Source organism: uncultured Draconibacterium sp. (genome assembly GCF_913063105.1).
Classification (GTDB): Bacteria; Bacteroidota; Bacteroidia; order Bacteroidales; family Prolixibacteraceae; genus Draconibacterium.
Genome location: NZ_CAJXYQ010000004.1, coordinates 112,175 through 134,879, shown reverse-complemented (window position 1 = coordinate 134,879; position 22,705 = coordinate 112,175). Strand labels below are relative to the sequence as shown.

The following is a 22,705-nucleotide window of genomic DNA, read 5'->3' as shown; positions in this document are numbered from 1 at the left end:
TAACACTAAAACCAATCAACCATGAATGCAGTAGAGATATTATTTTGGAGTTCGTTGTTTGTTATTTTTTATTCTTACCTGGGCTATGGCATTTTATTATTTATCCTGATAAAAATCAGACGAATTCTCGGCATTGCAAAACCCTTTACCGGAAACGATGATTACGAGCCGGAAGTAACCTTATTTGTTGCTGCCTATAACGAAAAAGATTATATCGATGAAAAAGTTAAAAATTCGTTTAGTTTGAATTATCCGCGCGAAAAGGTGCGCCACGTGTGGGTAACTGATGGTAGCGATGATGGTACCCCTGATGAGTTACGCAAGTACGATGGAGTTGAAGTGTACCATGAAGATGCACGCGGAGGAAAAATTGGCGCCATGAACCGGGGGATGAAATTTGTAAAAACACCCATCGTAATATTTTCTGATGGCAATACAACCCTTGGCAAAGACTCCATTCAGGAAATAGTAAACCTGTTTAAAAATCCAAAAGTTGGATGTGTGTCCGGAGAAAAACGTATAATAAATAAGGATGCTGATGCAGCTGCCGGAGCAGGAGAGGGGATTTACTGGAAATACGAGTCGACTTTGAAAAAATGGGATGCAGAATTGTATTCGGTTGTCGGAGCAGCAGGCGAGTTGTTTGCCATTAGAACAGAACTATGGCAAGAGGTTGAAAAAGATACTTTACTCGATGATTTTATCATTTCACTTCGGGTGGCCATGTCGGGCTATACCATTCAGTATAATCCTGAAGCTTATGCCATTGAAACGGCATCGGCAAACGTAAAAGAAGAATTAAAACGAAAAATCCGGATTTCAGCGGGAGGAATACAATCGGTGGTGCGTTTACGTTCGTTGCTTAATGTTTTTAAATACGGAACACTTTCGTTTCAGTATATTTCGCATAGGGTTTTACGCTGGACGCTTACCCCATTGCTATTACTTTGCATCATTCCGCTTAATTTTTTCCTTGCCATGCAGTCTGGTTTTGCTATTCAAAACCTTTATACCCTGTTGTTTTACGGCCAGGTGTTATTTTATGTAGCTGCGCTTTTGGGCTGGTTTCTTGAAAATCGTAAAATAAAAGTAAAAGTACTTTTTGTACCGTATTACTTTTTTATCATGAATCTTTCCGTTTTTTTGGGTTTTAAACGGTACATGAAAGGAAATCAGTCGGTTAACTGGCAACGGGCAAAACGTGGATAGAACAATATTCAATATTTCTGATACCGAAAATGCCGATCTAAGCCTTAAATCAGCATTTTTTACAGTGTTTTTCAGAATTCTATTAAACATACCGAGTTAAACATTTTGTATATTGCCCGGTGTAAAACCATATCAATCACAAAAAGTTAATAAATGTCAGGCAGCTTTCGGTGCATAAATTATATTAATAACATCAGCTTATTCTGTTGTGGTTTGCTTTTATTGTTTGTAGGTGTTGTCAACCAGGCAATTGCCAAAAACCATACAATCGACCATGCTGCACCGAGTTACATTCCTGCAAGTTACTGGGAAACTATACCAGTGGCCGGCGACACCGTTTTTATTACCTCAGGACGTACCAAAGCATTAAAATTTATGGATTTGGAGGGAGAAGAGTCAAATCCAATTGTATTTATCAATAAAGGTGGTCAGGTTCACATAAACGATAAAGAACAATGGGGAGGAATTACTTTTCATGATTGCCAGCATATAAAGATTACCGGAACCGGGCACGGTTTTTTTAAATATGGATTTTTGCTGTCGGCAAGTACCTGCGGACTTGCTTTTTCAGGTTTGAGCTCGGATTGCGAGGCAGCGTTTGTAAAAGTTAGCGACAGTGGTTTTGCCGGTATCATGGCTAAAAAAGACTATGGTGGCAGTCCCCCCGACCCAGCACCGGTATTTCAGAATTTATTGATACACGATTGCTTTATTGAAGATGTTACAGAAGGTATGTACCTGGGCGAAACTAAAAGTCCGGGAATGGAATTCAGGCATGTGCGGGTTTTTAATAACATTGTAAAAAACACCGGTCGCGAATCGTTACAAATTGCCAATATGGTTGAAGATGTTGAAATTTACAACAATACCTTCCTGTTTGCCGGTAATGATGGCGATACTTTTCAGGGTAACATTCTGCAAATTGGCGACAACAGTGTGGCAACGGTGTTTAACAATATTTTAATTGGGGGAGCTTCGTACGGAATTATAACCATGGGCAGCGGTAACAATTATTTTTACAACAATTACATTGCTTCCTGTAGCGGTGTATTTGTCGACAACCGAAAATTTACCACAGAAAATGCACCCATCGAGTTCTCCGGAAATTATTTTCTCGACATTAATAATTCGGAGCATGAGATTATTCGAAATATGAATGAATTGAATTTTCTAGAGGTAAAAAACAATTTTTATGACGACAAATATTCTGTAATTTTTAAAAATTATACCACAGTAAATACCAATTACGAGGTAAAGGATAACGAGCTTCAAAATTTATCACCACTAAAGTTTGTTAATCCATCGCAAAACGATTACTCGCTAAAGGACAATAACCCCGATGAATACAAAAGTATGGGGGCACCAGGCGGACCGGAGTACTTTAAAGATTGCAGCGATAAATACGAAATTTACCAGGAACAAATAATTCTTTCGGCTGATATGTTAGTAGATGAGGTTGATGGAGGAAGTTTAAATCCTCCGGCTTACCTGGTTGATGAACAGGATTTTACACCTGATGCTGGAGAGCATCCCATTAGTGAGTCGTGGAAACCTGCCTATAATATGGATAAAGGCCCATATCATTTTTATATTGATCTTGGAGAGGAATATAGTTTGGCCAATATATCCTTACACGATATGAATGGAATTGCTAATCTTGAAGTCTCAGTTGGAGAGCCCGGAGCCTGGACCCGTTTATTTGTTGAGAGCTGCGACAAATATAACACCTGGAAAATACATAACATTAATGATACCAGCAGGTATATTCGGTTTAGCATGACAGAGTCGGTTTATGCTGCGGTTAACGAGATTCTGATTTATTATTTTGCTGAACGAAAAGCAGTGGCCAGCAAAAATGGCACCTTGTGGGAAGAAGATATGGAAAAATATCTTCAGCAAATAAATGCCTGGGAACCGGAAGAGGTTAGCATTATACAAAACCCTGTCAGAGAAAATTTACTGGTTAATATACCTGAAAATATGGCCGATGATTTTTGTATTGAGATTTACGATATCAGGGGAGTTAAATTGCAGGAAATGCAAGTTGGTCATAGTTATTCATCAAAGTTGTCGGTGGGTTTATCCGACAAACTGGTGAGTGGGGGCATGTTTATAATGCGCTACACCAACAATGCCGGATATTCAAAATCAGTTAAATTTTTGCGAAGCGGGTTTTAATTTTTCCAAAAACAAATCTAAAATCAACAGACAGCTTTAAACGCCATCAAGCTCAATGCAAAAGGTACTGCCTTTTCCCTGTTCGCTTTCTACCCAAATGGTTCCGCCGTTTTTCTCAACAAAATCCTTGCACAGGTTTAATCCAAGTCCGCTACCTGCTTCGCGGTTGGTGCCGTAAGTGGTGTGATGCGTATTCGGATTTAAGATTTTGGGCAAATCCTCCTCCGAAATACCAATGCCGGTGTCGGCCACACAAATCTGCATTTTTCCCTCTTTTTTGCTGGCCGAAACTGTAATTGTTCCACTTTCAGGCGTAAATTTTATGGCATTTGATACCAAATTACGAAGTACAACTTTAATCGTACTTAAATCGGCAAATACGGTATCACTATCTTCAACATCTGTTTTAAATGAAATTTTTTTAAGTTCAAGATTACCTTTGTTTAGCAGGTAAACACTATTTATTAAATCCGAAATCTGAATTTCTTCTTTACTAATATTTAAGTTGCCGCTTTGCGATTTTGCCCAGCCCAAAAGGTTTTCCAGCAAGCCAAAAACCTCATCGGTTGTTTTAAGCATAATGTTTATGTTCTCGGCAATCGGATCATCCGGAGAGTTGGTAATTTTTGATAAAAACTCAAGCGTCATTTTTACGCTGCTCAATGGCGATCTGAGGTCGTGACCAATAACCGAAAACATTTTATCTTTCAACGCATTTAGCTCTGATAAGTGTTGGGTGGTTCTTTCAAGGCTATCGCGCGTTTGTTTTAAATCAAGGTGGGTTTTAACCCTGCTTACCAGCTCATCTTTGTTAAATGGTTTGGTGATGTAATCAACCCCTCCGGCCTGAAATCCCTTAACCAGACTTTCAGAATCATTTAATGCAGTAATAAAAATTATCGGAGTACTTTCATTTTCTTCTTTTGATTTTATTATTTTACAGGCTTCAAAACCATCCATTTTTGGCATCATCACATCCAGTAATATTAAGTCTGGTTTTGTTTGTTCTACCAAATCAATAGCCTGCTCTCCGTTGGTTGCAATTACTATTTTATATTTTAACGACCGTAATATTAACGCAACAATTTTAATATTATTCGGGTTGTCATCTACAATAAGAATGGTTGGGGTTGTTTCTTTAAGGTTACTATTCATACTGTTCATTATCAATAAAAAAATAAAGATGAAAACTGCCGGGGCTAAATAACGTTATTTTCGGCAGATTTCATCTTAATTAAGGTCGAAATATGGATGTAGCTTTATGCTTTTCCTTCTTTTAAAAGCTGGTCGAAATAATTAATGGTTTTTGTAAGTCCATCGCGCAGCGGTATTTTCGGCTCCCAACCATTCAGTTTTTCTTTGGCCAAAGTAATGTCAGGCTGGCGTTGTGTCGGATCATCTTTTGGTAAAGGCAGGTGAATAATTTTTGATTTTGACCCGGTGATATCAATGATTTCACTGGCCAACTCAAGCATGGTAAATTCACCCGGATTCCCAATGTTTATCGGTCCGGTAAAACTGTCTTCCGTTGCCATCATTCGTATCATACCTTCAACCAGGTCGCTCACGTACTGAAAGCTCCGTGTTTGCTGTCCATCGCCAAAAATGGTGATGTCTTGCCCCTGAAGTGCCTGAATAATAAAGTTAGAAACCACACGGCCATCATCCGGTTCCATTTTTGGTCCGTAAGTATTAAAAATGCGTATAATTTTAATTAGAACTTCGTTTTGGGCGTGGTAATTTACGAAGAGCGATTCGGCACATCGTTTCCCCTCGTCGTAACACGAGCGAATACCAATTGGGTTTACATTTCCCCAATAGTCTTCAGTTTGTGGATGAATAGCCGGGTCGCCGTATACTTCGCTGGTTGATGCCTGAAGAATTTTAGCTTTAATTCGCTTGGCCAGGCCCAACATATTTACGGCTCCCATAACCGAAGTTTTAATCGTTTTAATGGGGTTGTATTGGTAATGAACCGGCGAGGCAGGACAGGCCAGGTTATAAATTTCATCTACCTCAATGAAATAGGGTTGAGTAACATCATGCCTAATCAATTCAAAAAACGGATTGTCGAGCAGATGTATGATTTTTCGTTTTTTACCGGTAAAGTAGTTATCGAGACAAATCACTTCGTTTCCCTCATTTAACAGTCTTTCGCATAAATGAGATCCCACAAAACCGGCACCTCCTGTTACTAAAATTCTTTTCATATTTTTTTAGTTTGTTTTTCTACCAATTGCATAATACTCAAACTCCATTTCTTTTAATTCTTCCGGATCATAAATGTTTCTTCCATCAAAAATGAGCTTGTTCTTTAACAGTTTCTCCAACACTTTAAAGTTAGGCAACCTAAATTCCGACCATTCGGTTACAAGAATCAGTGCATCAGCATCAATTACGGCTTCGTATTCATCTTTTGCATAACTAATTTTATCGCCTAAAATACGTTTGGCTTCGGTCATTGCAACGGGGTCGTAGGCTACAACAGATGCACCGGCAGCAAGTAACTTTTCAATGATTACCAAGGAAGGTGCTTCGCGCATATCGTCGGTTTTGGGTTTAAAAGCCAGTCCCCACATGGCAAACTTTTTACCTTTTAAATCGCCGCCAAACCTTTTGTTTAACTTGCTAAACAGTACCTCTTTTTGGCGGTAGTTTACGGTTTCAACAGCTTTTAAAATTTCAAGCGAGTAGTTGTGCTCATCGGCAGTTCTAATAAGTGCCTGTACATCTTTCGGGAAACAAGAGCCGCCGTAGCCTGTACCGGGATAAATAAATTTATGACCGATACGTACGTCCGATCCTATTCCTTTACGTACGTTATCCACATCGGCTCCAACAATTTCGCACAGGTTGGCAATATCGTTTATAAAACTAATTTTGGTAGCCAGCATCGAATTGGCAGCATATTTGGTCATTTCAGAAGAAGTAATATCCATAAAAAGAATGGGGTGACCATTTAACAGGAATGGTTTATACAAGCGTTTCATTACTTTTTGTGCTTTTTTCGATTCTGTCCCGATAACAATACGGTCGGGTTTCAGGAAATCATCAACAGCACTACCTTCTTTCAGGAACTCCGGATTTGAAGCAACATCAAAGGGAATATCTTCATTTCTTTTTTCCAGTTCTTCAAGTATGGCCTGTTTTACTTTAGCCGAAGTTCCTACCGGCACTGTACTTTTAGTAACAACTACCAGGTAGTGATCCATATTTTTTCCAATTTCCCTGGCAACACCCAACACATACTTTAGGTCGGCACTGCCATCTTCGTCGGGTGGGGTACCAACAGCAATAAATACTGCTTCGGCTTCTTTTATACTTTCGGCAAGATTTGTGGTAAATTCAAGCCGTCCTTTTTCGACATTCTTTTTGTAAATGTCTTCCAGGCCCGGCTCATAAATGGGGATTATTCCATTGTTCAGGTTCTCAATCTTTTTCTCGTCAATGTCAACACAAGCAACATTAACACCGGTTTCTGCAAAGCATGTTCCTGAAACCAATCCAACATAACCTGTTCCTACTACAGAAATTTTCATAGTTGATTTAATTTAATTTGTAAATTTCGTATCGTTAATCGCGTCAAAAACTAAGTGGTTTGTTTGATATCATCTGATTATAAAACAATTAAACCAATCCATTACAAAATAAGAATATTTTTGATTTTTACCTATCATTTTTTGCCTAAAAATGGGGTAAAAAAGCAGTAAATATGCGCTTTTTGAAAAAAACCTTTGTTCACAGAAATCTACTGTTGCAATCGTAAATCAAAACAACTATCTTCATATCTGATTTTGTCAAATTTTTTATAACTATCAGAAGGATAAGACGCACTTTTAAAATCAATATTTTATGAAAGGATTAATCTTTAAAGAATTTCTTGAAATGGTTGAAAAGGAATTCGGTTACGAAACAGTTGATAGCATTATTGAACAATCAAAGGTGCCGCGCAATGGTGTTTATACAAACGTTGGAACCTACGATGCTGCAGAGATGGTTGCCCTGGTTGTAGCATTGAGTAAAACAAAGAATATTCCTGTTGATAAATTATTGTATGCCTTTGGAGAGTATGCTTTTAAAGTTTTTGTAAAAGGATATCCTGCTTTTTTTGAAGGAAAAACCAATTCGTTTGAACTGCTGGCTGATGTGGAAAATACCATTCATGTTGAGGTATTAAAACTATACCCCGATGCAGAGTTACCTACTTTTCAAGTGGAGGAGTTAAGCAAAGATAAAATGGTTATGGTATACCATTCTGCCCGAAAACTTGGTGATTTTGCGGAAGGATTAATACACGGATGCATAAAGCATTTTGGAGAGAAGGTAACCATAGAAAAGGAAAACATTGAAAAGGATGGATCGGTGGTTCGATTCAGAATGGTAAAATAATATGAGCAAGGAGATTGAACTCATAAAACGAAAACTGGCTAGAGAGAGTGCAGCCAGAGAAGAAGCAGAACAATTATTGGAAAAAAAGTCGCTGGAATTATACCATTCAAATGAACAGTTAAAAGACTTAAACGCCAATCTGGAATCGCTGGTTGAAAAAAGAACAAGGGCGCTTCATGAATCGGAGTTGGAATACCAAACCATGGTTGAGAGTATCAACGACATGATATTCCGGCTTGACATGAAAGGAAACATCAAGTTTACCAACCAGATTGTTGATAAAATTATTGGCACCAAAGATGAAAAGTTACAAGGAAAAAATGTAATGGATTTTCTTGCTCCTGCCGAACGAAAAAAGACATTTATACATTTTGCCCGCAAGTTTCTGGAGAAGAGTTGTTTGAATTATTACGAGATTTCGGTGAAATCAAAAGCTGGCAATCGGATTTGGTTGCGCATCAACCTGCAATTCTCGAGCGAAAAATGTAAGTTTTGTGTAATAAAACAACAGGCCCTTTCAAAACCAAACGTTGAATTGTTATCAGAGAAAGATTGTGTTTTTTCTGAAATAATAGTTGTGGCCCATGATATTACACAACAAAAACTTGATCAGGAACGACTGGAAAAAAGTGAAAAACGTTACCGGGAACTTACCGAGTCGCTGCCGGAAATGATTTGCGAATTGGATAAAAATGGATTTGTAACCTACGCCAATCATTTTGCTGTTGAGAAGTTTGGTTATACCAAGCAGGAAGTGCTAAGCAACAATTTTAATATTCTTAAAATATTTCCGGATGAGTACCGCAAAAAAGTGCGCGATAATATCAGGAAAATTATTAAAACTTCAGAAACTTCATCAAACGAATATATTGTTGAAAAGAAAAACGGCGAACGTTTATCAGTAATAGTTTATACCAGCCCGATTATTTTACAGGGAGAGGTTATTGGTATACGAGGAGTAATGTTTGATATTACTTTACGAAAAAAACAGGAGCTTGAAATCGAACAAAACCTAAAGCAACAGGTTTTACTCTCCGAAATATCAATGAGTTATAACTCGCTAACTGATTTTGAAAATAAAACCACTGCAGCTTTACGTATAGTAGGAGAGCATTTAAACGTGAGCCGTGTTTATATTTTTGAAGACAGTACTGATGGTAATCTTACCAGCAATACTTACGAGTGGTGCAACACGGGAATAGAGCCGCAAATGGATGAACTGCAGGATATTCCTTATACTGCCATTCCATCGTGGAAAAAATTTCTTGATGAAGAAGGAATAATATTTTCCGAAAACATCTCGGAATTACCCGAAGACCTGATTGCTATTTTAGAGCCACAGGGAATTAAATCTATATTGGTGTTGCCTTTAATTGGGAAAGAAAATCAACTTGGGTTTATTGGTTTTGATGAATGCGAGAAAAACAGGATGTGGCGTCAATCGGAATTAGAATTACTGCGTACCATCTCAAACTTGATTTCGCATAACTTTTTGAGGCAACGGGTTCAGAACGAACTTGTTGAGAGTGAAAAAGAAAACCGGATTATAATTGATTCCATCCCCGATGTAATTATTCATGCTAAAAACACAGGAGAGATAAAGGCCTTAAAAGCAGCTCCTGGGTCTAATTTGTCAAACCTGGTTAAAGACAATAAAAGCAGATCAATTCAGCAGGCATTTAACAAAAAACTTTCTGAATTATTTATTGAATCGATTGCCAAATGCCTGGTGGAGAGCGAATCGCAAGTTGAGTTTAAAAACCTGAACTGGGATGAAGTAGAGTATTATGAAGCTCGCCTGGTGAAGTTGAATGAGACAGAGGTATTGATAATCATCAGGGATGTCAGCATTATAAAACAAAACGAAAAGGTGTTGGAACAGGCAAAAAACAAGGCCGAAGAAGCTTCAAAAATGAAATCGGAATTTTTGGCCAATGTTTCACACGAAATTCGTACCCCGTTAAATGCCATACTCGGATTCAGCCAGTGGTTATACGATAATACCGACGTAAACCTGCATAAGGGCTACCTGTCTTCCATAATTAACAGCGGTAGAAATTTATTGAATGTTATAAACGACATTCTCGATCTTTCGAGAATCGAATCAGGAAAAATTGATGTGGAATATAATCCGATGAACTATAATGAAATTATATCGGATGTGAAGTTGGCTTTTATGAGTGAGGTGGAGCGAAAAGGTTTAAGCTTTAAACTTACAACCGAAGAGTCGGTGCCACAATATATTTTAATGGATGAGTTGCGGTTTTACCAGATAATTTTTAATCTGGTTAGTAATGCCGTAAAATTTACTGAAAAAGGGTATGTTCATGTATTTGCTTTTGCCACCGAAACCGAACAAGATGATGAAGTGGATTTGGTTATAACCGTTGAGGATACCGGAATAGGAATTAAAAAAGATAAACAACATTTAATTTTTAAATCGTTTTCGCAACAGGATGGAACAAGCAACCGAAAATATGAAGGTACCGGATTGGGATTGGCTATTGTTGATGGATTACTAAAAAGGTTGAATGGAACAATATCGTTAAAAAGTAGCGAAGGAAAGGGAACTACAATTTCGGTTACTTTGCATGGGGTAAAGGTTGATAAAACGGTAAGAGACCAAAAACAAGAGCGTAGCGAAATGCCCAATTTGAATGCCAAACTGGGGCCGTGTACGGTTATGATTGTTGATGATATTGACTACAATATTGATGTTTTAAAGGCATTAATAAATTCGGAGGAAGTAACTTATGTTGAAGCCTCGGATGGATCGGAAGCACTGGCAAAACTTAATACCGTTCAACCCGATCTGATATTTATGGATATTCGTATGCCGGGGATTGATGGATTTGAAGTTACCCGGATTATTAAAGAAGATAAAAAACTCAAAGAAATACCCGTAATTGCCTTTTCTGCATCTACCTTAAAATCGCGCAGTGATTTAATTGAGATGCTTTTTGATGATTTCCTGCAAAAACCAGTATTTAAGAAAGAGTTGGAGACACTTCTTCTCAAGTTTTTGCCCGATAAATTTATGTATGTTGAAGACAAACGTGTTAAGGAGGAAGAGTTTGAAGAGAAACTTACAAAAGAATGCCTCGCGAAGTTGCCTAAAACTATTGAAATACTTGAAAATGATTACCTGCCCCTTTGGGAAAACATTAAAGGAAGTCTGGTGATTTACGAAATTGAGGAATTCAAAATACGTCTGTCGGAGATGGCATTTTCCAACGCCTGTCCGGCAATTAAGCGCTATTGTACCGAACTTGATGTTGGCTTGCAGTCGTTTGATATTGAATTGATTGACAAGAAGTTGGCGGAGTTTCCGATGCTTATTGAGCAGCTGAAACAAATAAAAGGCTAACTTTTAAGTTAGCCTTTTATTTGTTTTTTATGTTTGCTATTCATTTATTCTTGTTCTTTTTTACCTTCAGGTAAGGTAAACCACACTTCAGTTCCTTTGCCCGGTGCACTGTTAATACCAATTTCGCCGCCGTTAATTTTTACAAATTCCTTACACAGAACCAGACCCAATCCGTGGCCTTGTTCGTTCGCTGTTCCGGTAGAGGTTGTTTTTGCTTCAATAGAAAAAAGATCGTTTATTTTATTCGGAGCAATACCAACCCCTGTATCGGTAACACTCACTCTCATAAAATCGCCCTGGTTTGCAACATTCAAGGATATTTGCCCTCCTTTTTCTGTAAATTTAATTGCGTTCGATACCAGGTTGCGGATAATCAGAAGAATCATGTTCCGGTCGCCATAAACCATTTGTTCTGATTTGTTAACCACTTTAATGCTTATGTTTTTGGCCTGTGCAATATTTTGGTGATTACGAATAATTTCATCAAACACACAGTTAACTTTTAAATTCTCAGGCGAAAACTTAATGGCACCCGTTTGCGAACGAGCCCACTTTAATAGATTTTCGAGTAACTCGAGCGTATTTTTTGATGTGGTTTCAATATCTTTTAACAACTCGTTGGTTTCATCGGGAGTAAGAAATTCTCCTCCTTCCTGAATCAATTGAACGAAGTTGGTTATTATGCCAAAAGCTCCGCGAAGGTCGTGCGACATTATTGAAAAGAATTTATTTTTCGAATGTACCTCCTCGCTAAGTGTTTGCTGGGTTTGCCTCAGGGTAAGGTGTGTTTTTACGCGGGCAACCAGTTCTTTGCCAATAAATGGTTTGGTTACATAATCAACAGCACCCAGTTTAAAACCTTCAACAATATCTTCGGTTTCGGTTTTTGCCGATAAAAATATAACCGGAATGTCTTTGGTTGCTTCATTGCTTTTTAACTGCCGACAAGTTTCATGTCCATCCATTATGGGCATCATTACATCCAGTAAAATCAGGTCGGGTTTAACTTTTTCAACGGTATCAAGTGCTTGTTGTCCGTTCATGGCAACGGCCAGTTCGCATTTAAATTTGGCTAATAAGGTACCAAGTACCTGAATGTTTTTAGGAACATCATCAACAATAAGAATTACCGGTTTTTTTTGTTGCATAGATTTGTGTTTATTCTTCACAAGTGTTATAATTCTGCCAAATGGTCTCAAACTTTTTTATTGTAACTGGCAGATTTTCCATGTCTAAATTTACAACTTGTTTCTGAATATCATTCCCCCAATCAAGCAATTGTTTGGCATTGTAGCTGTTTCCAATATGCAAACAACTTGATGCAAAGTCATTTATCTCTCCTAAAATAAATGTGTTTTTTAACGAATCCCACTGAGGATAGAGCTTTTTGTTTAATTCTTCCAAGAATTCCCGAGAACAACTTTGTTGCCTGTTACCTGTATCTTTTAATGTTAACTTTTCTGAGGCATCAGTGTTGTCATATTCCTTTTTGGCATGTTTTAAAACTTTAGCCAGTTCAGCTATCATGCTCTTTTTAGATATTGGTTTCGACAAATAACCATCAAAGTTCGAAATACGTATTTTCTCAATTTCTTCTTTTAATGCCGATGCCGTAAATGCAATAATTGGAATGTGCCTGCAATTTTCATCATTCTTTAAAATTTCGGTAGCTGTAAATCCATCCATAATGGGCATTTTTATGTCCATAAGTATTAAATCAGGTTTTATTTCGCGGGCAGCATTTATTGCTTCTTCTCCATTGCGGGCACTATTAAGGGTGAAATCAAAATCTTTCAGAAAGGTTTTTACCAGTTTTCGGTTGGTAGAGATGTCATCCACAATTAATATCGATGCGGGTTCGAATATTATTTCTCCTTCAAAATCGGTTTCGTCTTGTGTTGTTAAATCGTTGGCTGCTCCAACTTCGATTTGGTTTAAGATAACATGAAAAATACTTCCCGAGTTTTTTTCACTTTCTACCCAAATCGATCCATTCATCATATCTACCAGCCTTTTAGTAATGGTTAAACCTAAGCCGGTACCGCCATATTTATTAATACTTTGGTTTTTTTGCTGCTCAAAAGCTCCAAAAATTAGCTCTTGCTGGTCTTTGTCAATTCCAATTCCTGTATCCTGTATCATAAAATGCAGGTTGTACTTTTGGTCGTTATTCGCAGCGTTTTCAAAAATAACCTTGAGTTTTACAAAGCCAGTTTCGGTAAATTTTATGGCATTTCCAACCAGGTTAATAAGTACCTGGCGCAAACGAACATCGTCGATTACGATACAGGTAGGAACGTTTTTTTCAATATCAACAATAAGTTGAATTTGCTTTTCATCGGCTTTATGTTGAAATATTTGCCCGACTTCTTTTAATAGGTTTGGCAGATTTACAGGAAGAAAATGTAATTCTGTTTTTCCAGCCTCAATTTTCGAGAGGTCAAGAATATCATTAATAATACTCAGAAGTGCCGATCCGCTGGAAGAAATTGCCGAAGCATATTGTTTTAAAGCGTCGTCGTTAATTTTTGTTTCCAGAATTTCTGCAAAGCCAAGTATGGCATTCATGGGTGTTCTGATTTCGTGGCTCATGTTGGCCAAAAATTCACTTTTTGCTTTATTGGCCTGAATCGCTTCCTGCTTTGCTTTTTCAATATCAACTGCTTTATCTTCAAGTTCGCGGTTAAGGGCCACAACGCCTTTGTTTGTTTCTTCCAGCTCCTGGTTCATGGTTTCTATTTCTTCGTTACGCTCTTGCAGTTTGCGCAACAAAAATACCAGTTCGTTATTCTGCGAGTTAATGGTATCAACCATACTCGAGTCGCCCCGTTCGATGGTTTTCTCAAAGGCATTTTTAATTTCAAGAATTCGTTTATGATCGAGCTGTTTTGAAAAGCGTGGAAGCCATTTGGCGATGGTTATTTGTGTGCCGTTTTTTTCGCTGGTTTTTATATCAAAGTCATCCATTAGGCGTTGCGATCCACTAAGCCCAACGCCCATGCCGTTTTTTGATTGGAAGTTGCCGGCCTGTATCAAATCCAGGTCTTTTATTCCAGAGCCTTTGTCTTTGAAAATTATAACAATACCCGGACTTTTATTTTCGCGTTCGGCCAACATAAAATCAATTGAACCATTTCCGGCATGTTCAATAATATTCCGGCTTAGCTCTGAGGCGGCTGTGCCAATACGAATACAGGTAGTTTTATCAAACTTACTTTCCTGTGCCAGTAACGATGCCAGGTTTCGTGCCCGAACCACATCCGACTCGAACTGTACCAGTATGGTGCCAACACTATGGGTTGTAGCGGATGATAAGAATGGTAGCGTCGTCATTGTCTCGTGCATAATTAATTAGTAAACTCTCGGCAATACTTTGCGGATGATCATTCCAGTTAATATCTTCAGGTCGCCACCGCGATGTTATTCCGTCGGAGGACATACACAGGTAATCACCCGGATTAAAATCGTAATCAAATACGCGTGGTGTCCGCATATTGTGTCCTATAATTCCGCCATATGAAAGCAGGTTTTTTTTCTCCCCCGATGTTACAACAAATCCTTCGATGTTGCCAATTCCACTGAATTGCAGTTTGTTTCTTTCAGTATCAATTGATACAACTGATGCTACCAGCCCACGCGTTCCTCTTGTTCCGGCATTCATGTGTTGCAATAACATATTTACCGGTTGTCCGGATTTCATTATTATTTGCTCCCGAGCCAGCTGAGATGCCATGTGTGCTTCCTTACCGTGCCCGAGCCCATCAATTACTGCAGCTACGGTATTTGTTGCTGCAATATGGTTAACCACATAACAATCGCCGTTTAGTTTCTCGCCCGGTTTGCTTCGCGATACGGCGCCAATGCTTAATGCGCGGTTGCTGCCAATCCACTTTTTGGCCGGTACCCATTTTAGCGTTCTGATGCAAGTAGTGTATTGTTCAAGGCCATTTAGGGCATCGTCGTTTTTAAAGGGCGAATGATTTGGGTTTATCTCAAACTCATCCGAAAAACGACGTATGGAGCCCATGCCGATTCCCAGTGAAACTTTATTTGAAAAACCATCCTTTATGGCTTTTTCAATGTCTGGAATACCCGGCCCCGAATCGCAACACCACACTTCAATTGCTTTTTGTCCGTCGTTGGTTTTTACCTCGCAAACCAGAATTTTACCTTGCCGGCCGCCATGTTTCAATACGTTGGTTACCAGCTCGGTAACGACGATGGCTATTTCCCCGGTTTTCACTTCGTCGAAGCCCAGCTGCTTGGCAAGGCTTACCGACTTTCGTCGGCAAATCCCCACGTCTGATTCATGTTCAATTTGAAGTGTTAGTATTTGATTGCGAGTTATCTCCATTTCATTACCCGAACAACAGTTCCTTTATCTTTCTCCGATTTTATTTCAAAACGATCAACCAGGCGTTTAGTGCCGGGTAGTCCATACCCCATACCTTGTCCTGATGTATATCCATCGCTCATTGCAAGGTCGATGTCTTCAATTCCCGGCCCTTCGTCAATGCAGGTTACAATTAACGCATTTTTCCCTTCAACATCGCCACGTTCTATAAGCACTTTACCACCTCCTGCATAGTTATACATGTTTCTAAAAAGCTCTGAAACGGCAGTTGTAATTCGTGTCTGTTCAACAATTCCCATACGGAAATCTTTGGCATGATGCCGAACCAATTGCCTTACTTTTACAATGTCGTGTTCAGTAATAATAGGATATGTGCCGAGTTGTTCCCAATTGTTATCGAAAGTAATTTCGTTCATGGGTTACCTCCTTCTACAAAAATTCTGAATTTGCCAGTCGTTGTTCCAGCATTTCTATCCCTTTTTCCATGTTTAGTGCCGTGTCCACTCCCGGCATTTCCAATCCCAGTTCTACCAAGGTAATTGCTACAGCCGGTTGCATGCCAACAATAACCACTGCAGCATCCATAATTGCTGCCATCGAAGCCATACCCGACAACATCCGCCCAATAAAAGAATCGACCATTTCGAGTACCGAAATATCTATCAATACTCCTTTGGCCCCCGTTCTTTCAATTTCTTCGAGTATTTGCGATTGCAGCTGAATGGCAAGTTTGTCGTGCATGTCAACCTGAATAGAAACGATCAGGAAATCACGAATCTTTATGATGGGTATTCTTTTTTCGTGTAGATCTAAGTTCATAAATTATTCGCTTTCTTCCGTTTCAGATATATTTTCCGATTTAATTTTGCCATCAACCAAAAGCTTGTTTTTTCGCATGGCGTAAATCATCGCATCCTGCAGAGTGGCTTTGGTTCGAATTACCGAGAGATCGATTCCGAGGTGGACAATTGTTTGTGCAATTGCCGGGCTGATACCCGAGATAATACAATCGGCTCCAAGTAAACGGGCAGATGTTACCGTTTTTAATAAGTGGTTGGCCACCTGGGTATCAACGGTTGGTACACCCGTAATATCAAGTATCGACATGGTGCAACCGGTGTCAACAATTTTTTGCAGCAGGTTTTCCATCATTATTTGTGCACGCTGGCTATCGAGGGTGCCAATTACAGGTAGAATAAGAATATTATCCCACACTTTGGTAACCGGGCTCGAGAGTTCCAAAAGATCGTCTTGCTGGCGCATTATTGTCTTTTGTTGCTCTTCAATTTTTGAGAGCTTTTCTTCCAGCTCTTCACGCATTTTTTTACTCTGTTTTAACTCGTAAGTAAGATCTTCAATTAAAATATTAATTGCTTCTTCCACTCCCGTTAAATCATCTTCAATTTCGGCCTCAATTCGTACGTCTAAGTCGCCGGCAGCTACCGATGATAAAACATCTTCAATGTGCTCAATTCTCTCTTTTGCTTTTTCAAATACTATCGTTTCTGCCATAATACTATCGTTTACTCATTATCCATTCAACTCCCTGGTCGATCGTTTTAAAAAAATCGCCCTGAATTTTTAAAGCACCTGTTTTTAACATTACCTTGGCTATCATTCGGTTAGCAGCACTTCCGCCAATAAAGGCCACGTGCGAAATATCAAAATCCTTTAAGAGCTGGTTCGATTTTTCGCGTGTTTCACGATTTTCAACCTTTGCCGTTTTACTAATTTGAATGACCATTTGCCGGTAAGGTTTCCCGGCCACCATTTCGTTCATCACTTTGCGAATGGCCTCTACGTCGCTGGTAAGATAATCACGGGTGAATTGAAGGTGTATGATTTGAGTTTTCTCATCATACCACAGATTGTGTTCCATAATAATGCTTTTAATGGTTTGTAAACTTGGCGTAAAAATAAATAATTCGTAGGTAACACAAGGCGTTTTAAGCTATTGCAAAAACTGTTTTTTGCGGTGCAAAATGCTGAATTTGGGTTGTGTATGGATGAGTGGAGGTAGGCATTTTGCCTACCGGGGCTAAGTATTTTGAACTTGCATAAAATGTATTTGTTTATTTGCTAACTTTGATAAAAATCAACAATCTTTAGTGAAACACCTTGTTTCTATCATACTATTGTGTTCGGTGCTGCTTTTTCAGTTTTCTGAATTGGTGGTTTTTTTGTCCTTCAAAATCAATCAGGATTATATTGCTAAAAATTTGTGTGTAGAGAAAGATATTGAAGGATCCACCTGTAAGGGATGTTGCCAGTTAAAAAAGCGAATAAACGAGCAGGAACAACAAAAAAAGGAGTTTCCTCCAAATCATAAAGAGAAGCAAAATATTGACTTCTGTGCACAAACTAATGGCGTGATGCTGGTTTTATATGCTCAGCATAAAAAACATGGTCGGGCCTACCACAAAAACTATTCTTTATTAAATATTAATTCGGTCTTTCATCCGCCTGATTATTCCGTTTAAAGTACAGTAACCCTCGCATTGACAAATGTATTATCAATAAATTATTTTGGAATGAAAAACAATTATAATTCCCGAATAAAAATAATTGGGGTATTCATTTTGACGATGTTTACTTTTTATTCTTATTCTCAGCGGAAATCAATTCGGATAATAGATACCAAAACAGAACAAGGGATAGCAGATATCTATTTTAAATACAATGGAGAAGAAGGTTTTTCAGATGAAAATGGAAACATTGTTCTGGAACTTACTGCAGAAGCTGAACTCTTTCTTTCTCATCTTCAATATGGGAAACTTGTTTTTAAGAACAGCGAAGTAGAACAGTTTGCCAATGACGGAACACTTCGACTCACCGAATCGGTAGCTTTTTTGCCGGTAACAGTGGTAGCGGTGCATCCTACAGCCGGTGATAAAAGAAAACTGGAATTTTCGGCACAAAACAAACTCGCACACGATGCCGGTAGCTTATTGGAGGCTGTCCCCTCAATTTCAAGCATTAGAAAGAGCGGGGCCTATGGTTTCGACCCCGTTTTACGTGGTTTTAAATACGACCAGATAAACCTGGTACTTGATGGTAGTCAAACCGCTTCTGCAGCATGTCCTAATCGTATGGATCCTGCCGCAAGTCAGATTCCTATAAATATGATTGCCGAGGCAGAAGTGCAGAAAGGACCACATAGTTTACGCTATGGCAATGCTTTTGGCGGAACAATCAACTTTAAAAGTTCGGCTCCGGCATTTAGTGAGAAAACAAAGGCTGTTGGCCGATTGGGAACCAGTTACGAAAGTAACGGTAATATTTTTAGAACAGAAGGTGTTGCAGGTGTATCGGGAGCCAAAACTGATTTTAGGGTCTTTGGTGCCTATTCTTCAGGTAAAGATTACACCGATGGCGATGGTGTTACTATTCCTGCTGCTTTTAATCGTTTAAACTGGGGCGGAAAGTTTGGTGTGAAACTAAGTAACACCCAGCAACTGGGTTTGCTGGTCTCTAATAATATTGCCAAAGATGTTGATTTTCCGGCTTTACCAATGGATTTGCGCGAAGATAACACCTGGTTGGTTAATGCCAGCCACAAGGCGATTTTTTACGATAAAGTGCTGAGCTCGTGGAATACAAGTTTGTATGGAACGATGGTTGACCACCTGATGGATAATTACGACAAAGTGCTTGACCCCAGAAAAACTGACGCAATAACTGATGCAGAAACCCGGAATTACGGTGGCAGGAGTGAGTTACGTTTTGATTTCAAAAAAGGGTTTTTATACCTGGGTGCCGATTACCGGTTTGAATCGGCTGACGGTTATCGCACGCGTACCATGCTAATGGGACCTATGGCCGGTAAGGTATTTACCGATAATGTTTGGCAAGATGCCGAGGTAAACCGGGCAGGCGCATTTGGCGAATGGCACATTACACAACCTGGTTTTAAGTTTGTAATTTCCGGGCGTATGGATTATAACTCGGCAAAAGCCAATAATCCAGATCCCCGTTTTAAGAACATTTATAGCGATCTTGAACCGACGCATGTACACCCATCATTAAGTTTTGGTGGAACACGATTGTTCAACGAAAAAATGTCCTTGGGTTTATGGATGGGAATGGCCACTCGAAGTCCGGGCATTGCCGAACGTTACATTAACCAGTTTCCCATTGGGCTCGATCCGTACGAAATGCTGGGAAATCCTGATTTAGATCCGGAGAAAAACAACCAGCTTGATCTGGTTTACAGATACCAAAGTGCAAAAACCAATTTGCATGTTAATGTCTTTACTTCGGTATTGCGCGATTATATCTCATCCGAAATTCGGGAAGACTTAGAGCCGGCAATGGCCACTTCTCCCGGCGTACGCCAGTTTGTAAATATTAAAAAGGCTTTCATTGCCGGATTTGAAATCGGTTGGTCGCAACAACTTACAAAACAGCTGCTTCACGATTTTAATGTGGTGTATACCTACGGAGAAAACCAGGACATTGACGAAGCTTTGCCCGAAATTCCACCAATGGAGTTTTCTTACCGACTAAGTGGTAGTTTTGTGGACGGAAAGGTGCAACCAGAGCTATTTTTTCGTCACGCTCTGAAACAAGGGCGTGTTGCCACCTCCTACGGAGAAACGGAGACACCGGCATTTAGTGTGGTTGATGCAAAAGTTTCGTGGCTGATAAATAATGTATTCTCGGCAACAGGCGGCGTTCAGAATATTTTTGATAAAGCCTACTACGAGCATTTATCGCGATCGGTACGAAATGCCGAGGCAAGACCCATATATTCCCCCGGAAGAAGTTTTTATGTTACCCTAACAATTCATTTTTTGTAGTAATAAAATAATCAGAAAGGTTGATTCGAAAGCATGATTAAAAGCTTTCGGTCAGCCTTTTCGTTCTCCAGTAATACTAAAATTCTGTTGCAGAACAGTTCGGCATATGCAGTTTCTATTGACCACTGTTTTGTAAGCACAAAACTTTATCTAATTTTCGGATGTTTACATTTAAATTGCTTTTATGAAAACACGGTTGTTTTTAATTCTTGTTGGTATGGTTATACAGCTTAATGGTTTTGCACAGTACAGCACACAAATAAAGACCGAAGCTTCAAGACAGCTTGAATATGCTGTAGATTTGTGCAAATATTTACATCAAAATCCGGAACTCTCATTTCAGGAAGTAAAAACTTCGGCACGGATGGCACAAGAATTAAAAGAGATTGGTTTCGAGGTAAGCGAGAATTTTGCAGGTAACAGTGTTGTGGGGGTGTTTAAGAATGGCGATGGGCCAACGGTATTTCTACGAACTGACATGGATGCACTTCCCATAAAAGAAAATACCGGCTTTGCATTTGCCAGTAGTGTTACTGCCGATTTGGAAGGAGAAGAGGTGCCGGTAATGCATGCCTGTGGGCACGACATACATATGTCGACATGGGTTGGAACTTTGCGCACACTGGTTGAACTAAAAGACTTATGGTATGGCACGCTGCTGGTTATTGCGCAGCAGGCTGAAGAGTACAGCGGAGGAGCAGGAGAAGCCATTGATGAAGGATTATTCACGAAGTTTCCGAAACCCGATTATGCACTGGCATATCATATAAATCCGGAGTTGCAAACCGGACAAATCGGCCTGCGTGGCGGTCCTGTTTTTGCCGGTGTGAAAACCGTTGAAATAACCGTTTTTGGTAAAGGCGGGCATGGAGCCTATCCGCAAAAATGTATAGATCCAATTGTAATTGCATCCCGAATTGTTGGCGATTTGCAAACCATTGTAAGTCGCGAATTGAATCCAACAGACCCCGCCGTGGTAACCGTTGGATCCATTCATGGTGGTTCGCGCCCCAATATTATCCCTGATGAGGTAAAAATGGAGCTTACCTTAAGGTATTTTTCTGATGAAACCATTGAAAAAATAATAGCTTCAATTGAACGTATTTGTAAAAGTGCAGCCCAATCAGCAGGTGTTTCTGATAATCGGTTACCGCTTGTTAAAGTGTTGCCTGTTGAAACCCCTCCGGTAATTAATAATGCCGTTTTAGCTGCAAGAGTTAATGACTTTGCTGGCGATATTCTCGGGAAAAACAATATTATTGAAACGCCGGCAGAAATGGTAGGCGAAGATTTTGGAAAATACGGCAGAACACCGGAAAATATACCAATTTGTTTGATTTGGTTAGGAAGTACCGGCGCCGACGAGATGAATCGTTTGCGCGTACAGGGTAAAAGTCCATTTCCCTTGCATTCACCACAGTTAAATCCGGATTATGAAAAAACTATTGAAACGGGTATTGCCGTAATGGCCGGTAATGTTATTGGCTTGCTGCAAAAATAAAAGCTCTTCCCGGCGCAGGAAGAGCTTAATCACTGTTTAATTATTTGAAATTAGTTGGCGGGAAAGTAACTAACTTCGTAATCAATGGTACCCAAATGGGTTTCTATTTTACTAACCAAATGCTTCACATCTTCCCAAAGCTGTTCTCCTTCTTCACCAAACATTTGCCAGTGTTTTTCATTCTGCGTATAGTGCTCTGCAGCGTTATTACCCGTTTCATCAATAAAATATACCACATTCATATCAGGGGCAAAAGCCGGATATAAGGTATAAAAGGCATCTTGAATGTCGTGATTTTTGCGCATGGCCACATAACGTTTTATCAGTTCCTCAAATTCCTTTTCTTTACCGTATTTGATGTAAAATTTCTCGAAAAACCGAAACTTTTTACCCTTAGGTGTAACTGACGATTCGCCCGGTAGAATAGATAATTCTGGCTGAGCCTCCAAAATTAATCCCCCAATAGCACTAAAAGCATCTTTAAATTGCTCCTGCAATTCTTCCGATTTATCACTGTTTTCCTTCCACAGCTTTTGCGAAGCGGCTTCAATTTTATCAATATCAGCATAGTTTGTAAACGGAACTGAATACCACAAATAACCATCGTTGGTGTACTGCGTTATGTTAGGGAAAGGGTAGTTTTGTTCCTTTAAAAATTCGTTTTGAGATTTGAGTGCTGCCAATAAATTTTCTAACTGAACAGGTGTTACCTTTACTTCCCAAACCATATACTTGGTTTTTGGGGCGCTTTCCTGTGCATTAAGATGATGATTAGACAATAAAAGAATTGAGAAAATGAGAATTACTCCAAACAGTTTTTTCATGATGCGAAGTTTTAATTTTTACTTTAAATGGTTAAATACCTCTACAAGTTACTGATTATTAATATAAAATACAAATAGGTATTT

At 39.2% G+C, this 22,705-nt stretch carries 18 protein-coding genes; 7 read left to right on the top strand and 11 right to left on the bottom strand.

What is annotated here, in order from left to right; translation table 11 throughout:
- The first annotated feature begins 21 nt into the window (after positions 1-21).
- Together QZ574_RS05290 and QZ574_RS05285 are read left to right on the top strand one after the other, a co-directional pair.
- Entirely contained in the window at positions 22-1,209 is a 1,188-nt protein-coding gene (locus QZ574_RS05290) for a glycosyltransferase family 2 protein (RefSeq protein WP_297087539.1), read from the top strand.
- A 153-nt stretch (positions 1,210-1,362) separates the two neighbouring features.
- Positions 1,363-3,387: a right-handed parallel beta-helix repeat-containing protein gene (locus QZ574_RS05285; RefSeq protein ID WP_297087537.1), complete on the top strand. Its 2,025-nt coding sequence runs from the start codon at positions 1,363-1,365 to the stop codon at positions 3,385-3,387.
- 36 nt (positions 3,388-3,423) lie between these two features.
- Here QZ574_RS05285 and QZ574_RS05280 read toward each other — a convergent pair whose 3' ends face one another.
- From QZ574_RS05280 to QZ574_RS05270, 3 genes are all read right to left on the bottom strand, one after another.
- Positions 3,424-4,542, bottom strand: a complete 1,119-nt coding sequence (locus QZ574_RS05280; protein ID WP_297087535.1) for a hybrid sensor histidine kinase/response regulator — start codon at positions 4,540-4,542, stop codon at positions 3,424-3,426.
- 104 nt (positions 4,543-4,646) lie between these two features.
- Entirely contained in the window at positions 4,647-5,597 is a 951-nt protein-coding gene (locus QZ574_RS05275) for a UDP-glucuronic acid decarboxylase family protein (protein ID WP_297087534.1), read from the bottom strand.
- Between the two features lie 6 nt (positions 5,598-5,603).
- On the bottom strand, positions 5,604-6,926 hold the full coding sequence (locus QZ574_RS05270) for a UDP-glucose/GDP-mannose dehydrogenase family protein (RefSeq protein WP_297087532.1): 1,323 nt from the start codon (positions 6,924-6,926) through the stop codon (positions 5,604-5,606).
- A 313-nt stretch (positions 6,927-7,239) separates the two neighbouring features.
- Between QZ574_RS05270 and QZ574_RS05265 the strand changes: the two genes are divergently transcribed.
- Together QZ574_RS05265 and QZ574_RS05260 are read left to right on the top strand one after the other, a co-directional pair.
- A complete protein-coding gene (locus QZ574_RS05265) occupies positions 7,240-7,776 on the top strand; it encodes a heme NO-binding domain-containing protein (protein ID WP_297087530.1) in 537 nt (178 codons plus the stop codon).
- 1 nt (position 7,777) lies between these two features.
- Entirely contained in the window at positions 7,778-11,143 is a 3,366-nt protein-coding gene (locus tag QZ574_RS05260) for a PAS domain S-box protein (RefSeq protein ID WP_297087528.1), read from the top strand.
- Between the two features lie 44 nt (positions 11,144-11,187).
- On the opposite strand, the gene QZ574_RS05255 is transcribed toward QZ574_RS05260, so the two are convergent.
- Genes QZ574_RS05255 through QZ574_RS05225 form a run of 7 tightly spaced genes read right to left on the bottom strand, consistent with a single transcriptional unit; the run spans position 11,188 to position 17,376 of the window.
- Positions 11,188-12,291, bottom strand: coding sequence for a hybrid sensor histidine kinase/response regulator (locus tag QZ574_RS05255; RefSeq protein WP_297087526.1), 1,104 nt, complete (start codon positions 12,289-12,291; stop codon positions 11,188-11,190).
- A gap of 10 nt (positions 12,292-12,301) precedes the next feature.
- A complete protein-coding gene (locus QZ574_RS05250) occupies positions 12,302-14,476 on the bottom strand; it encodes an ATP-binding protein (protein WP_297087524.1) in 2,175 nt (724 codons plus the stop codon).
- Positions 14,436-15,497: an ATP-binding SpoIIE family protein phosphatase gene (locus QZ574_RS05245; RefSeq protein WP_297087522.1), complete on the bottom strand. Its 1,062-nt coding sequence runs from the start codon at positions 15,495-15,497 to the stop codon at positions 14,436-14,438. The genes QZ574_RS05250 and QZ574_RS05245 overlap by 41 nt, the downstream gene beginning before the upstream one ends.
- Positions 15,488-15,913: an anti-sigma regulatory factor gene (locus QZ574_RS05240; protein WP_297087520.1), complete on the bottom strand. Its 426-nt coding sequence runs from the start codon at positions 15,911-15,913 to the stop codon at positions 15,488-15,490. Before QZ574_RS05240 ends, QZ574_RS05245 begins: the two co-directional genes overlap by 10 nt.
- 13 nt (positions 15,914-15,926) lie before the next feature.
- Positions 15,927-16,316, bottom strand: a complete 390-nt coding sequence (locus tag QZ574_RS05235; protein ID WP_297087518.1) for an STAS domain-containing protein — start codon at positions 16,314-16,316, stop codon at positions 15,927-15,929.
- 3 nt (positions 16,317-16,319) lie between these two features.
- Positions 16,320-17,009 (bottom strand): STAS domain-containing protein, encoded by a 690-nt coding sequence (locus tag QZ574_RS05230; RefSeq protein ID WP_297087516.1) that lies wholly within the window; start codon positions 17,007-17,009, stop codon positions 16,320-16,322.
- A 4-nt stretch (positions 17,010-17,013) separates the two neighbouring features.
- Positions 17,014-17,376: a hypothetical protein gene (locus QZ574_RS05225; RefSeq protein WP_297087514.1), complete on the bottom strand. Its 363-nt coding sequence runs from the start codon at positions 17,374-17,376 to the stop codon at positions 17,014-17,016.
- A 229-nt stretch (positions 17,377-17,605) separates the two neighbouring features.
- Here QZ574_RS05225 and QZ574_RS05220 point away from each other — a divergent pair, with 229 nt between their 5' ends.
- From QZ574_RS05220 to QZ574_RS05210, 3 genes are all read left to right on the top strand, one after another.
- Positions 17,606-17,977 (top strand): hypothetical protein, encoded by a 372-nt coding sequence (locus QZ574_RS05220; protein WP_297087512.1) that lies wholly within the window; start codon positions 17,606-17,608, stop codon positions 17,975-17,977.
- Between the two features lie 51 nt (positions 17,978-18,028).
- A complete protein-coding gene (locus QZ574_RS05215; RefSeq protein WP_297087510.1) occupies positions 18,029-20,296 on the top strand; it encodes a TonB-dependent receptor in 2,268 nt (755 codons plus the stop codon).
- A gap of 184 nt (positions 20,297-20,480) precedes the next feature.
- The gene (locus tag QZ574_RS05210; RefSeq protein ID WP_297087508.1) at positions 20,481-21,797 is read left to right on the top strand and encodes an amidohydrolase; all 1,317 of its coding nucleotides are present in this window, start codon (positions 20,481-20,483) and stop codon (positions 21,795-21,797) included.
- Positions 21,798-21,847: 50 nt separating this feature from the next.
- On the opposite strand, the gene QZ574_RS05205 is transcribed toward QZ574_RS05210, so the two are convergent.
- The gene (locus tag QZ574_RS05205; RefSeq protein ID WP_297087506.1) at positions 21,848-22,621 is read right to left on the bottom strand and encodes a hypothetical protein; all 774 of its coding nucleotides are present in this window, start codon (positions 22,619-22,621) and stop codon (positions 21,848-21,850) included.
- Positions 22,622-22,705 lie beyond the last annotated feature (84 nt).

Bases quoted from the DNA above. Each gene is read 5' to 3' on its own strand.
- QZ574_RS05290 (WP_297087539.1), top strand. From the start codon at position 22: ATGAATGCAGTAGAGATATTATTTTGGAGTTCGTTGTTTGTTATTTTT.
- QZ574_RS05285 (WP_297087537.1), top strand. From the start codon at position 1,363: ATGTCAGGCAGCTTTCGGTGCATAAATTATATTAATAACATCAGCTTA.
- QZ574_RS05280 (WP_297087535.1), bottom strand. From the start codon at position 4,542: ATGAATAGTAACCTTAAAGAAACAACCCCAACCATTCTTATTGTAGAT.
- QZ574_RS05275 (WP_297087534.1), bottom strand. From the start codon at position 5,597: ATGAAAAGAATTTTAGTAACAGGAGGTGCCGGTTTTGTGGGATCTCAT.
- QZ574_RS05270 (WP_297087532.1), bottom strand. From the start codon at position 6,926: ATGAAAATTTCTGTAGTAGGAACAGGTTATGTTGGATTGGTTTCAGGA.
- QZ574_RS05265 (WP_297087530.1), top strand. From the start codon at position 7,240: ATGAAAGGATTAATCTTTAAAGAATTTCTTGAAATGGTTGAAAAGGAA.
- QZ574_RS05260 (WP_297087528.1), top strand. From the start codon at position 7,778: ATGAGCAAGGAGATTGAACTCATAAAACGAAAACTGGCTAGAGAGAGT.
- QZ574_RS05255 (WP_297087526.1), bottom strand. From the start codon at position 12,291: ATGCAACAAAAAAAACCGGTAATTCTTATTGTTGATGATGTTCCTAAA.
- QZ574_RS05250 (WP_297087524.1), bottom strand. From the start codon at position 14,476: ATGACGACGCTACCATTCTTATCATCCGCTACAACCCATAGTGTTGGC.
- QZ574_RS05245 (WP_297087522.1), bottom strand. From the start codon at position 15,497: ATGGAGATAACTCGCAATCAAATACTAACACTTCAAATTGAACATGAA.
- QZ574_RS05240 (WP_297087520.1), bottom strand. From the start codon at position 15,913: ATGAACGAAATTACTTTCGATAACAATTGGGAACAACTCGGCACATAT.
- QZ574_RS05235 (WP_297087518.1), bottom strand. From the start codon at position 16,316: ATGAACTTAGATCTACACGAAAAAAGAATACCCATCATAAAGATTCGT.
- QZ574_RS05230 (WP_297087516.1), bottom strand. From the start codon at position 17,009: ATGGCAGAAACGATAGTATTTGAAAAAGCAAAAGAGAGAATTGAGCAC.
- QZ574_RS05225 (WP_297087514.1), bottom strand. From the start codon at position 17,376: ATGGAACACAATCTGTGGTATGATGAGAAAACTCAAATCATACACCTT.
- QZ574_RS05215 (WP_297087510.1), top strand. From the start codon at position 18,029: ATGAAAAACAATTATAATTCCCGAATAAAAATAATTGGGGTATTCATT.
- QZ574_RS05210 (WP_297087508.1), top strand. From the start codon at position 20,481: ATGAAAACACGGTTGTTTTTAATTCTTGTTGGTATGGTTATACAGCTT.
- QZ574_RS05205 (WP_297087506.1), bottom strand. From the start codon at position 22,621: ATGAAAAAACTGTTTGGAGTAATTCTCATTTTCTCAATTCTTTTATTG.